General features: G+C 52.1%; 11 protein-coding genes. 9 read left to right on the top strand and 2 right to left on the bottom strand.

Annotation, left to right across the window (positions count from 1 at the left end; all coding sequences use genetic code 11):
• Positions 1–24: 24 nt before the first annotated feature.
• From K5R89_RS15520 to ugd, 5 genes are all read left to right on the top strand, one after another.
• Positions 25–1044: a polysaccharide pyruvyl transferase family protein gene (locus tag K5R89_RS15520; protein ID WP_153668614.1), complete on the top strand. Its 1020-nt coding sequence runs from the start codon at positions 25–27 to the stop codon at positions 1042–1044.
• Between the two features lie 175 nt (positions 1045–1219).
• Positions 1220–2626: an NADP-dependent phosphogluconate dehydrogenase gene (gndA, locus tag K5R89_RS15515; protein ID WP_217259300.1), complete on the top strand. Its 1407-nt coding sequence runs from the start codon at positions 1220–1222 to the stop codon at positions 2624–2626.
• A gap of 227 nt (positions 2627–2853) precedes the next feature.
• On the top strand, positions 2854–4269 hold the full coding sequence (locus K5R89_RS15510; protein ID WP_012967599.1) for a mannose-1-phosphate guanylyltransferase/mannose-6-phosphate isomerase: 1416 nt from the start codon (positions 2854–2856) through the stop codon (positions 4267–4269).
• 24 nt (positions 4270–4293) lie between these two features.
• A complete protein-coding gene (gene rfbK, locus K5R89_RS15505; RefSeq protein ID WP_004899416.1) occupies positions 4294–5664 on the top strand; it encodes an O9 family phosphomannomutase RfbK in 1371 nt (456 codons plus the stop codon).
• A gap of 163 nt (positions 5665–5827) precedes the next feature.
• Positions 5828–6994, top strand: a complete 1167-nt coding sequence (gene ugd / locus K5R89_RS15500) for a UDP-glucose 6-dehydrogenase (protein WP_000704907.1) — start codon at positions 5828–5830, stop codon at positions 6992–6994.
• 422 nt (positions 6995–7416) lie between these two features.
• On the opposite strand, the gene K5R89_RS15495 is transcribed toward ugd, so the two are convergent.
• Entirely contained in the window at positions 7417–7539 is a 123-nt protein-coding gene (locus K5R89_RS15495) for a small membrane protein (RefSeq protein ID WP_000429184.1), read from the bottom strand.
• A gap of 399 nt (positions 7540–7938) precedes the next feature.
• The gene (locus tag K5R89_RS15490) at positions 7939–8943 is read right to left on the bottom strand and encodes an NAD-dependent epimerase (RefSeq protein WP_217259299.1); all 1005 of its coding nucleotides are present in this window, start codon (positions 8941–8943) and stop codon (positions 7939–7941) included.
• A gap of 846 nt (positions 8944–9789) precedes the next feature.
• On the opposite strand from K5R89_RS15490, the gene rfbB reads away from it, so the two are divergent.
• The 4 genes from rfbB to rfbC are packed head-to-tail and all read left to right on the top strand — an operon-like array spanning position 9790 to position 13229.
• A complete protein-coding gene (gene rfbB / locus K5R89_RS15485) occupies positions 9790–10854 on the top strand; it encodes a dTDP-glucose 4,6-dehydratase (protein WP_080841665.1) in 1065 nt (354 codons plus the stop codon).
• Positions 10855–10868: 14 nt separating this feature from the next.
• Positions 10869–11738, top strand: coding sequence for a glucose-1-phosphate thymidylyltransferase RfbA (rfbA, locus tag K5R89_RS15480; protein ID WP_072657385.1), 870 nt, complete (start codon positions 10869–10871; stop codon positions 11736–11738).
• 31 nt (positions 11739–11769) lie between these two features.
• Positions 11770–12660: a dTDP-4-dehydrorhamnose reductase gene (rfbD, locus tag K5R89_RS15475; protein WP_023318683.1), complete on the top strand. Its 891-nt coding sequence runs from the start codon at positions 11770–11772 to the stop codon at positions 12658–12660.
• Positions 12661–12674: 14 nt separating this feature from the next.
• Positions 12675–13229 (top strand): dTDP-4-dehydrorhamnose 3,5-epimerase, encoded by a 555-nt coding sequence (gene rfbC, locus K5R89_RS15470; RefSeq protein ID WP_072657387.1) that lies wholly within the window; start codon positions 12675–12677, stop codon positions 13227–13229.
• Positions 13230–13262 lie beyond the last annotated feature (33 nt).

The raw sequence follows: 13262 nt of genomic DNA, 5'->3' as shown, positions 1-13262 counted from the left end.
AGGCTGGTTTTTTTTGGAGCTATAATGAAACTGTATTATTATAAAGATGTTATTGGTAATTTTGGTGATGATTTAAATTCTTGGCTTTGGGATGCTCTAATTCCTGATTTTTTCGATCAGGATGAGTCTGTCAGAATGTCAGGAATTGGAACTATCATAAACACTGCCATGCCAAAGGCTGATAAGTGGGTTGTTTTTTCGAGTGGTGTGGGTTATGGAAATCCTCCAGATAATTTTGGTGATGACTCATGGGATATCCTTTCGGTAAGAGGTCCACTAAGTGCTAAAGTGCTTGGGTTGCCAAAAGACAAGTACATAACTGATGGTGCTGCCTTATTGAATACCCTTGAGGAATTTAAACCCTTATCCGATAACGAAAGGAATGGCATAATTTTTATACCACATCACCATGCGCTTTTAACAGGTAACTGGCAGTATGTCTGTGAACAAGCTGGTGTTGAATTTGTTAACCCACAATGGGATGCAAAAATTGTTATAAATAAAATTCGGGGGGCAAAAATGGTTTTAGCAGATGCAATGCATGCTGCTATTATCGCTGACGCAATGCGAGTTCCATGGCTCCCTTTAATAACATCGCCGCAAATAAATACTTTTAAATGGTTGGATTGGACTCAGACAATTCAGGAGAAATATTCTCCACTTGTGCTAGGTAGTAGTAGTTTACGTGAATCAATTCGCAGCCGTAGTTTGGGGTTTTATGGAGAAGACTATTATATTAAAAATCTTACTATAGATTCTGCGCTGTCAGATTTCTATAAGAAGAGAGCATATAAAAGTAAAACATGGTGGCCAAAATATAATAAGGCCGCGAAGAAGTTAGTATCAACTATTCCGGATAAGATTGCATTATCTCTAGGAGAAATCACTCTAAATAAGTTTGATTTAAAATATATTGAATCTGCTGTTAAAATGGTAGAATCTTGCAAAACAAGACAACCGTTTTTAAGCAATGATAATGTTTTTTACGAAAACGTAAGCAAACTTATGTCTTGCATCGATAAAGTTAAAAAGTATAAAGTTTGATATGTAATGAAACCTCTAATATAAATTATGCTTAACACATTCCTTACTAAATAAAAAAGACCCTTACAAGAGAATGATATAATTTATGCTATGAGTTTTTTACATCTTACGCTAACATAATGTTATTATAAAGCTGCGAACATGTCGCAGTGACCACACCTGACAGGAGTATGTAATGTCCAAGCAACAGATCGGGGTTGTCGGTATGGCAGTGATGGGGCGTAACCTTGCGCTGAACATCGAAAGCCGTGGTTATACCGTCTCCGTTTTCAACCGCTCCCGTGAAAAGACCGAAGAAGTTATTGCCGAAAATCAAGGCAAGAAGCTGGTTCCTTACTATACCGTACAAGAGTTTGTTGAATCCCTCGAAACACCACGCCGTATCCTGTTGATGGTGAAGGCCGGGGCTGGCACCGACAGCGCCATCGATTCCCTGAAGCCTTACCTCGATAAAGGCGACATCATCATTGATGGCGGCAACACCTTCTTCCAGGACACCATCCGTCGTAACCGTGAACTGTCAGCCGAAGGTTTTAACTTTATCGGTACTGGTGTTTCCGGTGGTGAAGAGGGTGCTCTGAAAGGGCCTTCCATTATGCCTGGTGGGCAGAAAGAAGCCTATGAGCTGGTTGCTCCGATTCTGAAGCAGATAGCTGCGGTTGCTGAAGACGGTGAGCCATGTGTGACCTATATCGGTGCTGATGGTGCTGGCCATTATGTTAAGATGGTTCATAACGGCATCGAGTATGGTGACATGCAGTTGATTGCTGAAGCCTATGCGCTGTTGAAAGGCGGTCTGGCACTTTCCAACGAAGAGCTGGCGCAAACCTTCACCGAATGGAACGAAGGTGAGCTAAGCAGCTACCTGATCGACATTACCAAAGATATCTTCACCAAGAAGTATGAAGAGGGTAAATACCTCGTCGATGTCATTCTTGATGAAGCAGCAAACAAAGGTACCGGTAAGTGGACCAGCCAAAGCTCACTGGATCTCGGCGAACCTTTGTCTCTGATCACCGAGTCCGTTTTTGCTCGTTATATCTCTTCTCTGAAAGACCAGCGTGTAGCCGCTTCGAAAGTGCTGAGTGGTCCGCAGGCTCAGCCGGCAGGTGATAAAGCTGAATTTATCGAAAAAGTGCGTCGCGCTTTATACCTCGGTAAAATCGTTTCCTATGCTCAAGGCTTCTCTCAGCTGCGTGCTGCTTCTGATGAATACAACTGGGATCTGAACTACGGAGAGATCGCTAAGATTTTCCGCGCGGGTTGCATCATTCGTGCACAGTTCCTGCAGAAGATCACCGATGCGTATGCGCAAAACGCGGGCATTGCTAACCTCCTGCTGGCGCCATACTTCAAACAGATCGCTGATGACTATCAGCAGGCGCTGCGTGATGTCGTGGCTTATGCCGTGCAGAATGGTATTCCGGTACCGACGTTCTCTGCAGCAATTGCCTACTACGACAGCTACCGTTCCGCAGTTCTGCCAGCTAACCTGATTCAGGCTCAGCGTGATTATTTTGGTGCGCATACCTATAAACGTACCGATAAAGAAGGTGTATTCCATACCGAGTGGCTGGAATAAATTTATTCAAACAGTCAGGCCATTTGGCCTGACTGTTTTTAATTTTATATTTAATGGTGCAAACTGACCTTAAGCATTTCCTTTCTAAAAATATTTCCAATATCTAATTTTTTAATCTTTTTAAGAATTTGCCATATTTATTATCTTGTACGCCTATATTAATCTGCTTCTGGCCTCAGTAAATTACTGGGTGTTAAATAACAGGGTTTTAATTAAAGGAAATTAATATGTTACTTCCTGTGATAATGGCTGGTGGTACCGGCAGTCGTCTCTGGCCGATGTCTCGCGAGCTTTACCCGAAACAGTTCCTCCGGCTGTACGGGCAGAACTCCATGCTGCAGGAAACCATCACCCGACTCTCGGGCCTTGAAATCCATGAACCGATGGTCATCTGTAACGAAGAGCACCGCTTCCTGGTGGCCGAACAGCTGCGCCAGCTCAACAAGCTGTCCAACAACATTATTCTTGAGCCGGTCGGGCGCAACACCGCCCCGGCCATTGCTCTGGCGGCCCTTCAGGCCACCCGCCACGGTGACGACCCGCTGATGCTGGTTCTCGCCGCCGACCATATCATCAATAACCAGCCGGTCTTCCACGACGCCATCCGCGTCGCCGAGCAGTATGCCGATGAAGGCCACCTGGTGACCTTCGGTATCGTGCCGAACGCCCCGGAAACCGGCTACGGCTACATCCAGCGCGGCGTGGCCCTCACCGACAGCGCCCACACCCCGTACCAGGTGGCCCGCTTCGTGGAGAAGCCGGACCGCGAGCGCGCTGAGGCCTACCTCGCCTCCGGGGAGTACTACTGGAACAGCGGCATGTTTATGTTCCGCGCCAAAAAATACCTCTCCGAACTGGCCAAATTCCGCCCGGATATCCTCGAAGCCTGCCAGGCCGCGGTGAACGCCGCCGACAACGGCAGCGACTTCATCAGCATCCCGCATGACATTTTCTGCGAGTGCCCGGACGAGTCCGTGGACTACGCGGTGATGGAGAAAACCGCCGACGCGGTGGTGGTCGGTCTCGATGCCGACTGGAGCGACGTCGGCTCCTGGTCCGCCCTGTGGGAGGTCAGCCCGAAAGATGAGCAGGGCAACGTCCTCAGCGGCGACGCGTGGGTGCATAACAGCGAAAACTGCTACATCAACAGCGACGAGAAGCTGGTGGCGGCCATCGGCGTGGAGAATCTGGTGATTGTCAGCACCAAGGACGCCGTGCTGGTGATGAACCGCGAGCGTTCCCAGGACGTGAAGAAGGCGGTCGAGTTCCTCAAGCAGAACCAGCGCAGCGAATACAAGCGCCACCGCGAGATTTACCGTCCCTGGGGCCGCTGCGACGTGGTGGTCCAGACCCCGCGCTTCAACGTCAACCGTATCACCGTGAAACCGGGCGGCGCCTTCTCGATGCAGATGCACCACCACCGCGCCGAGCACTGGGTCATTCTCGCCGGCACCGGCCAGGTGACGGTCAACGGCAAGCAGTTCCTGCTGACCGAGAACCAGTCCACCTTTATTCCGATTGGCGCCGAGCACAGCCTGGAAAACCCGGGCCGCATTCCGCTGGAAGTGCTGGAGATCCAGTCGGGGTCGTACCTCGGCGAGGACGACATTATTCGTATTAAAGACCAGTATGGTCGTTGCTAATTTTTTTTCGGGACAAAACGCAGAATGACACAGTTAACATGCTTTAAGGCTTATGACATCCGTGGTGAACTGGGCGAGGAGCTGAACGAGGACATCGCCTACCGTATCGGCCGCGCCTACGGCGAATTTCTGAAACCCGGGAAGATAGTGGTGGGGGGCGATGTGCGCCTCACCAGCGAGTCGCTGAAGCTGGCGCTGGCCCGCGGACTGATGGACGCCGGCACCGACGTGCTGGATATCGGCCTGAGCGGCACCGAAGAGATTTACTTCGCCACCTTCCACCTCGGGGTGGACGGCGGTATCGAGGTGACGGCGAGCCACAACCCGATGAACTACAACGGCATGAAGCTGGTGCGCGAGAACGCGAAGCCCATCAGCGGCGACACCGGCCTGCGGGATATCCAGCGCCTGGCGGAGGAAAACCAGTTCCCGCCGGTGGACCCGGCGCGTCGCGGCACCCTGCGCCAGATTTCGGTGCTGAAGGAGTACGTTGACCACCTGATGGGCTACGTGGACCTGGCGAACTTCACCCGTCCGCTGAAGCTGGTGGTGAACTCCGGCAACGGGGCGGCGGGGCACGTGATTGATGAGGTGGAGAAACGCTTCGCGGCGGCCGGGGCGCCGGTGACCTTTATCAAGGTGCATCACCAGCCGGACGGCCATTTCCCGAACGGTATCCCGAACCCGCTGCTGCCGGAGTGCCGTCAGGACACCGCCGACGCGGTGCGTGCGCATCAGGCAGACATGGGTATCGCCTTTGACGGCGACTTCGACCGCTGCTTCCTGTTCGATGACGAGGCGTCGTTTATCGAGGGGTACTACATTGTCGGCCTGCTGGCGGAAGCGTTCCTGCAGAAGCAGCCGGGTGCGAAAATCATTCACGACCCGCGTCTGACGTGGAACACGGTGGACATCGTGACCCGCAGCGGCGGCCAGCCGGTGATGTCGAAGACCGGGCATGCGTTCATCAAGGAGCGGATGCGCCAGGAAGACGCCATCTACGGCGGGGAGATGAGCGCGCACCACTACTTCCGCGACTTCGCCTACTGCGACAGCGGGATGATCCCGTGGCTGCTGGTGGCGGAGCTGCTGTGCCTGAAGAACAGCTCGCTGAAATCGCTGGTGGCGGACCGCCAGGCGGCGTTCCCGGCGTCGGGAGAGATCAACCGCAAGCTGGGAAATGCGGCGGAGGCGATCGCGCGCATCCGGGCGCAGTATGAGCCGGCGGCCGCACACATCGACACAACGGACGGTATCAGTATTGAATACCCTGAGTGGCGCTTTAACCTGCGCACGTCCAACACGGAGCCGGTGGTGCGCCTGAACGTTGAGTCCAGAGCGGATACGGCGTTAATGAATGCAAAAACCGAAGAGATTTTAGCTCTTCTCAAGTAATGCATTATCCATAATGGAAGCCATAGGGTCAGATTTTAATCGTATTATTGACCTTATGGCTTATTTTTGACATCCCACTGGTCAAAGCGTAAAACCGCCCACAGCATTATTTAAATTCGTGGCTATCCGCCATTACCCAGTTAACTGATTAAAGTGTAATCGAATGAAAATTACTATTTCCGGTACAGGTTATGTTGGTTTATCGAACGGTGTCCTGATTGCGCAAAACCACGAAGTGGTTGCCCTGGATATCGTACAGGCCAAAGTGGATATGCTTAACCAGAAGATCTCTCCGATTGTCGATAAAGAGATTCAGGAATATCTGGCAGAAAAACCGTTAAATTTCCGGGCCACCACGGACAAGCACGACGCATACCGTAATGCCGACTACGTGATCATTGCCACGCCGACCGATTACGATCCCAAAACTAACTACTTCAACACCTCTACGGTGGAAGCGGTTATTCGCGATGTTACCGAGATCAACCCGAATGCGGTGATGATCATTAAATCGACCATCCCGGTGGGGTTCACCCGTGACATCAAAGAACGTTTAGGGATTGATAATGTTATTTTCTCTCCTGAGTTCCTGCGTGAAGGCCGTGCGCTGTACGACAACCTGCACCCGTCGCGTATTGTCATCGGTGAGCGCTCTGCGCGTGCCGAACGTTTCGCAGACCTGCTGAAAGAAGGTGCAATTAAGCAGGATATCCCGACCCTGTTTACCGACTCCACCGAAGCGGAAGCGATCAAACTGTTCGCTAACACCTATCTGGCGCTGCGCGTTGCCTATTTCAACGAGCTCGACAGCTATGCTGAAAGCCAGGGGCTGAACAGCAAGCAGATTATTGAAGGGGTTTGCCTGGATCCGCGTATCGGCAACCACTATAACAACCCGTCCTTTGGCTACGGCGGCTACTGTCTGCCGAAAGATACCAAGCAGCTGCTGGCGAACTACGAATCGGTCCCGAACAACATTATCGCGGCTATCGTCGATGCCAATCGTACCCGTAAAGACTTTATTGCGGATTCTATTCTCGCCCGTAAGCCAAAAGTGGTGGGTGTGTATCGCCTGATCATGAAGAGCGGGTCAGACAACTTCCGTGCCTCTTCTATTCAGGGCATCATGAAGCGCATCAAGGCGAAAGGTATCCCGGTTATTATCTATGAACCGGTGATGCAGGAAGATGAGTTCTTCAACTCCCGCGTCGTGCGCGACCTGGATGCCTTCAAACAAGAGGCGGATGTGATCATTTCTAACCGTATGGCGGAAGAGCTGGCGGATGTCGCGGACAAGGTTTATACCCGCGATCTGTTTGGCAACGATTAATTCTGCCTGTCTGAGACTGGCGGTTCCCTGCCGCCAGTGTTCTTCTTTATCTCCCCGCTATATCCCTCACTGCGCGTATTTCTCGCACATTCAGATTAACCTCAATAAATTGTGATGGACATTACGATCCTGCTCAAAACCCGTTGCGGGTTGAAAACAGGTCCGATAAGTTAAACTTACCTTGTGAAGAGCTACCGTCACTGTGATGTAGATGCCGGAGATAAGCGCCGGGAGGTAAAACGAAGCCTGCAACGCAGGCTTTTGTTATTTATGCCCTGGGGAAATATGAGGAACAGGGCGCGAGTAACGTTATTTTTTCTTGCCTTAAGGCCACGCCAAAACGCAGAATGAACGGTCATTCTGTCATATCATTTTTTTATCTCTTAATATTATCTTAATCTAAATGCAACATGGAGCGAGTCTTACCACTTGCGTTTATTAAACGTCAGTTTTGTTTTCTTTCTGTCTTTCAGATATGAAATTAAAAAGAAAACAGACACAGCAAGTAGTATGGCAGCGACCACTAAGAAAAATAGGTTTTCCATAATATCTACCACAGCTTTTTGTTGGTTGAATCATTAGCATGTTAAGCAACACGTCAGCCAGGAAGCGCTGAATTGCGATCTCTAACATATCCTGTTCTTAAGAAAATTCCTACAGAAAGTAATGTCTTTTATTTATCAGGAGAAAATGCTGAAGGAGCCATTAAAAATAGTATTGAAAAGAGTGACAGCAGGGGACCAGGCTTAAAGTTGTTGGCTTTTTCGCTGGCAGGCAGATGAAACTGGTTTCAGCACCGTCGTTAAAACCAGTAAAAATTATTCTTTAGCATAAAAAAGTATAGCCTGTGCCAGGCTCGGGTAAAGAAATGAATGATAAAGGAAGACAATACGGGATGCTTATCCGTTGCCGCAATCAGCGGATTGCGGCAGGGCAGAGACAGGTTAGATCTGATAGTAATCCTTATACCACTCCACGAAGTTCTTCACGCCTTCTTTCACTGATGTCTGTGGCTTAAAGCCCACCAGGTCATACAGCGGCTGGGTGTCTGCACTGGTGTCCAGCACATCGCCCGGCTGAATCGGCATCATATTCTTCTTCGCTTCCATCCCCAGAGCTTCTTCCAGGGCGGTGATATAATCCATCAGTTCCACCGGCGAGCTGTTGCCAATGTTATAGACCCGGTACGGCGCGGAGCTGGTGGCCGGGGAACCGTTCTCAACGGTCCAGTCGGCATTGGCCTGCGGGATCACATCCTGAACGCGCACCACCGCCTCGACGATATCGTCGATATAGGTGAAATCGCGCTTCATCTTGCCGTAGTTGTAAACGTCGATACTTTTCCCTGCCAGCATCGCTTTCGTGAACTTGAACAGCGCCATATCCGGTCGTCCCCACGGACCATAGACCGTAAAGAAGCGCAGGCCGGTAGTCGGGATGCCGTACAGATGGGAATAGGTATGCGCCATCAGCTCATTGGCTTTCTTGGTGGCGGCATACAAGGAGACCGGATGATCGACGGAATCCTCCGTGGAGAACGGCATTTTGCGGTTAAGGCCGTAAACCGAACTGGAGGAGGCGTACACCAGGTGTTTCACTTTGGTATGGCGGCAGCCTTCCAGAATGTTCAGATACCCCATCAGGTTAGCGTCCGCGTAGGCATAGGGGTTTTCCAGCGAATAGCGCACGCCCGCCTGGGCCGCAAGGTGGATCACGCGGTCAAACTGTTCTGCGGCGAACAGCTTCGCCATCCCCTCACGGTCAGCAAGATCCAGCTGCTGGAAACGAAATGCCGGAGATGCCAGACGATCCAGGCGAGCCTGCTTCAGGCTGACGTCATAATAGTCGTTCATGTTGTCGATCCCGACAACATCATGCCCTTCATTCAGCAGGCGCTGCGCGATATGAAAGCCGATAAAACCTGCGGCACCAGTGACCAAAAACTTCATATTTTTCCTCCGGGGTGTGGATATCCCGTTCTACATAAGTGCCGATTTTACACTGGCTTGCGGTTGGGATCACTTGCTTTACAGTTGCAAAGTGTGCGTTGACATGAAGCTGGCCGGGAAAATCAAATGCTTTAATGCAAATGATTTGCATTTGAAATCGAGTCAAACCATCACTATGGTTACACGGAAAAAAACAGTTTGCAGGAATCAGCCCATACAAGTTCGATATCTTGAAAAAACATGACATGTATTTCCGAATGAAGAGGTATTGTTGTTCGTGAAATTCGAATTAATTAGTGTTGTTGTCACCAGAGATAACTTGTAATCAAAGGATGTATAGCAAGCTATTGAATGTTTTAACATTGTATCAAAAGTGTTCCATTCATACCTTGAATTAATTCACACCGCTTTTTGATTTTTATTCTGTATAACCAGCGCTATAATGCGGCGCTACCTTGTTGGGTACTAAGCGATGTTGAGTGTGCTGCACTTCGTAATGGTGATAGTGCGGCTTTGCCATGATATCAACGACCGAAGTGATGCTGAGAGGGATGATAGCCCGGCACTGAGCACATCTCTCTGCTTCAGAGAGATTCCTTTAGCTGTTTGGGAAAGTCCTGATAGCGAAAGGACATAGAAGCAAGCAAAGTGACCGCTGTTTGGCCGACTTGCCGTTTCCAGCACAATGAGAGCGTGGTTCATGTTCCGCTAACTTTAGCTGATGACATATACAAATTACTGCAGGCACTACGCATTTTGGTTGCGAAAGCCAATGGCGGTAGCGTGCCTGCGGTTGTTTGCTACTTCAGAAAATTGTATGTAATTCATTGAAAAACGAGAGAGAGTATGAAGATTCTTGTCACCGGGGGCGCAGGCTTTATCGGTTCTGCCGTGGTTCGTCATATCATTGAAAATACCCTGGACGAAGTCCGTGTGATGGACTGCCTGACCTACGCCGGCAATCTTGAATCCCTGGCGCCGGTTGCCGGGAGTGAACGCTACTCGTTTTCCCAGACCGATATCACCGATGCCGCTGCCGTGGCGGCCCAGTTCAGCGAGTTCCGTCCGGATATCGTGATGCACCTCGCTGCAGAAAGTCATGTGGACCGTTCCATTGATGGCCCGGCCGCCTTCATCCAGACCAACGTGATCGGCACCTTCACTCTGCTGGAGGCAGCCCGCCACTACTGGTCCGGGCTTGGAGAGGAACAGAAGCAGGCCTTCCGCTTCCATCATATCTCCACCGATGAAGTGTACGGCGACCTGCACGGCACCGATGACCTGTTCACCGAAGAAACCCCGTACGCGCCCAGCAGCCCGTACTCCGCCTCCAAAGCGGGCAGCGACCATCTGGTTCGCGCCTGGAACCGCACCTACGGCCTGCCAGTGGTGGTGACAAACTGCTCCAACAACTACGGTCCGTATCACTTCCCGGAAAAACTGATCCCGCTGACTATCCTTAATGCCCTGGCGGGTAAACCTCTGCCGGTATATGGCAACGGGGAGCAGATCCGTGACTGGCTGTATGTTGAGGACCATGCCCGTGCGCTGTACAAAGTGGCGACCGAAGGCAAGAGCGGCGAGACCTACAACATCGGCGGTCATAACGAGCGTAAAAATATCGATGTGGTGCGCGCCATCTGCACCATTCTCGACAAGGTGGTGGCGCAGAAGCCGGGAAACATCACCCACTTTGCTGACCTGATCACTTTTGTCACCGACCGTCCGGGACATGACCTGCGTTATGCCATTGATGCCACGAAAATTCAGCGCGATCTGGGCTGGGTGCCGCAGGAAACGTTCGAGAGCGGAATTGAGAAAACTGTGCACTGGTACCTGAACAACCAGACCTGGTGGCAGCGTGTGCTGGACGGCTCCTATGCTGGCGAGCGTCTTGGCCTGAATAAATAAAAAAGGAACTGAAGATGAAGGGCATTGTTCTGGCCGGCGGCTCCGGCACGCGTTTATATCCGATCACCCAGGGCGTCTCCAAGCAGCTGCTGCCTATCTACGACAAGCCGATGATTTTCTACCCGGTGTCTGTCCTGATGCTGGCGGGCATTCGCGATATCCTTATCATCTCCACGCCTGACGACATGCCTTCCTTCCAGCGCCTGCTGGGTGACGGGTCGCAGTTCGGGGTGAACTTCAGCTACGCCATTCAGCCGTCGCCGGACGGTCTGGCGCAGGCCTTTATCATTGGCGAGAAGTTTATCGGCAACGATGCCTGCGCCCTGGTGCTGGGGGATAATATCTACTTTGGCCAGAGCTTCGGTAAAAAGCTGGAAGCAGCGGCGGCGAAGTCCTCCGGCGCCACGGTGTTTGGTTACCAGGTGCTGGATCCGGAGCGCTTTGGCGTGGTGGAGTTTGACGAGCACTTCAAAGCGCTGTCAATTGAAGAGAAACCATTAAAGCCGAAATCAAATTGGGCCGTAACTGGTCTCTATTTCTACGACAATAACGTGGTGGAGATGGCGAAGGACGTGAAACCTTCAGCACGCGGGGAACTCGAGATCACCACCCTCAACCAGATGTATCTGGAGCGCGGTGACCTGCATGTGGAACTGCTGGGGCGCGGCTTTGCCTGGCTGGATACGGGCACCCACGACAGCCTGATGGACGCATCACAGTTCATTCACACCATTGAGAAGCGCCAGGGGATGAAGGTCGCGTGCCTGGAAGAGATCGGTTACCGCAACAAATGGTTGTCGGCGGAAGGGGTGGCGACTCAGGCCGAACGCCTGAAGAAAACCGAGTACGGTGCTTATCTCAAGCGCCTGCTGAACGAGCGTTAATGCCTTCTTCGTCAACGACAGGATAAAGAGAATGAAGATTTTACTGATTGGCAAGAATGGCCAGGTGGGCTGGGAGCTGCAGCGTTCCCTGTCCACCCTCGGCGACGTGGTCGCGGTGGATTATTTTGATAAAGAGCTGTGCGGTGACCTGACGAACCTGGAAGGCATCGCGCAGACCGTGCGTATCGTCCGCCCGGATGTGGTGGTGAATGCCGCCGCGCACACGGCCGTGGACAAGGCAGAAAGCGAGCGGGAGCTTTCCGACCTCCTCAACGACAAAGGGGTGGCGGTGCTGGCGGTGGAGTCAGCGAAGCTGGGGGCCCTGATGGTGCACTATTCCACCGACTATGTGTTCGACGGCGCCGGCAGTCATTATCGTCGGGAAGATGAAGCGACCGGCCCGCTTAACGTCTACGGTGAAACCAAGCGTGCCGGTGAGCTGGCCCTGGAGCAGGGCAACCCGCGTCACCTGATTTTCCGTACCAGCTGGGTGTATGCCACCCGCGGCGCCAACTTTGCCAAAACCATGCTCCGCCTGGCGGGGGAGAAAGAGACCCTCACCATCATTGACGACCAGCACGGGGCGCCCACCGGCGCTGAGCTGCTGGCAGACTGCACGGCGACGGCAATCCGTGAAACGCTGCGTAATCCGGCGCTGGCCGGTACGTATCACCTGGTGGCCAGCGGTGAAACCAGCTGGTGCGACTATGCCCGCTATGTGTTTGAGGTGGCGAGAGCGCACGGTGCCGAGCTGGCGGTGCAGGAAGTGAAGGGCATTCCGACGACGGCCTATCCGACGCCGGCGAAGCGTCCGCTCAACTCGCGCCTGTCGAATGAAAAATTCCAGCAGGCATTCGGGGTGACTCTCCCGGACTGGCGTCAGGGTGTGGCTCGCGTGGTAACAGAAGTCCTGGGCAAATAAACGGTTAGCAAAAGATGAACATTATTAAAACAGATATTCCTGACGTGCTGATTTTTGAACCGCGCGTGTTTGGTGATGCGCGGGGCTTCTTCTTTGAGAGCTTCAGCAGCAAGGTGTTTAATGAGGCGGTGGGCCGTCAGGTGGAATTCGTCCAGGACAACCATTCCCAGTCCCAGAAAGGCGTATTGCGCGGGTTGCACTATCAGCTGGATCCGCACGCTCAGGGCAAGCTGGTCCGCTGTGTGGAAGGTGAGGTGTTTGACGTGGCAGTGGATATCCGTCGTTCATCACCTACCTTTGGTAAATGGGTTGGAGCGGTGCTCAGCGCAGAGAATAAACGTCAGCTGTGGATCCCGGAAGGGTTCGCCCACGGGTTTATGGCGCTGAGCGACACGGTGCAGTTTGTCTATAAGGCGACGAACTACTACGCGCCGCAGTCAGAACGGAGCATCATCTGGAACGATCCGGAGATAGGGATTGACTGGCCGGCACTGAGCGACTGCGTGCTGTCGCTGTCGGAGAAAGACCTGCGGGCACATACTCTGGCCACTGCGGAAGTCTACGCTTAAGTATAAATATTCTTGTTCGATAATGGATATCAC

Source organism: Klebsiella sp. TF21-TM (genome assembly GCF_019753495.1).
In the GTDB taxonomy this organism is placed as follows: Bacteria; Pseudomonadota; Gammaproteobacteria; order Enterobacterales; family Enterobacteriaceae; genus Klebsiella; species Klebsiella quasipneumoniae.
The sequence above is the reverse complement of the archived record's forward strand: the minus strand, read 5'-3'. Positions and strand labels throughout refer to the sequence as shown.

Excerpts from the sequence above, each read along its gene's own strand:
- K5R89_RS15520 (WP_153668614.1), top strand. The coding sequence starts at position 25 with ATGAAACTGTATTATTATAAAGATGTTATTGGTAATTTTGGTGATGAT.
- gndA (WP_217259300.1), top strand. The coding sequence starts at position 1,220 with ATGTCCAAGCAACAGATCGGGGTTGTCGGTATGGCAGTGATGGGGCGT.
- K5R89_RS15510 (WP_012967599.1), top strand. The coding sequence starts at position 2,854 with ATGTTACTTCCTGTGATAATGGCTGGTGGTACCGGCAGTCGTCTCTGG.
- rfbK (WP_004899416.1), top strand. The coding sequence starts at position 4,294 with ATGACACAGTTAACATGCTTTAAGGCTTATGACATCCGTGGTGAACTG.
- ugd (WP_000704907.1), top strand. The coding sequence starts at position 5,828 with ATGAAAATTACTATTTCCGGTACAGGTTATGTTGGTTTATCGAACGGT.
- K5R89_RS15495 (WP_000429184.1), bottom strand. The coding sequence starts at position 7,539 with ATGGAAAACCTATTTTTCTTAGTGGTCGCTGCCATACTACTTGCTGTG.
- K5R89_RS15490 (WP_217259299.1), bottom strand. The coding sequence starts at position 8,943 with ATGAAGTTTTTGGTCACTGGTGCCGCAGGTTTTATCGGCTTTCATATC.
- rfbB (WP_080841665.1), top strand. The coding sequence starts at position 9,790 with ATGAAGATTCTTGTCACCGGGGGCGCAGGCTTTATCGGTTCTGCCGTG.
- rfbA (WP_072657385.1), top strand. The coding sequence starts at position 10,869 with ATGAAGGGCATTGTTCTGGCCGGCGGCTCCGGCACGCGTTTATATCCG.
- rfbD (WP_023318683.1), top strand. The coding sequence starts at position 11,770 with ATGAAGATTTTACTGATTGGCAAGAATGGCCAGGTGGGCTGGGAGCTG.
- rfbC (WP_072657387.1), top strand. The coding sequence starts at position 12,675 with ATGAACATTATTAAAACAGATATTCCTGACGTGCTGATTTTTGAACCG.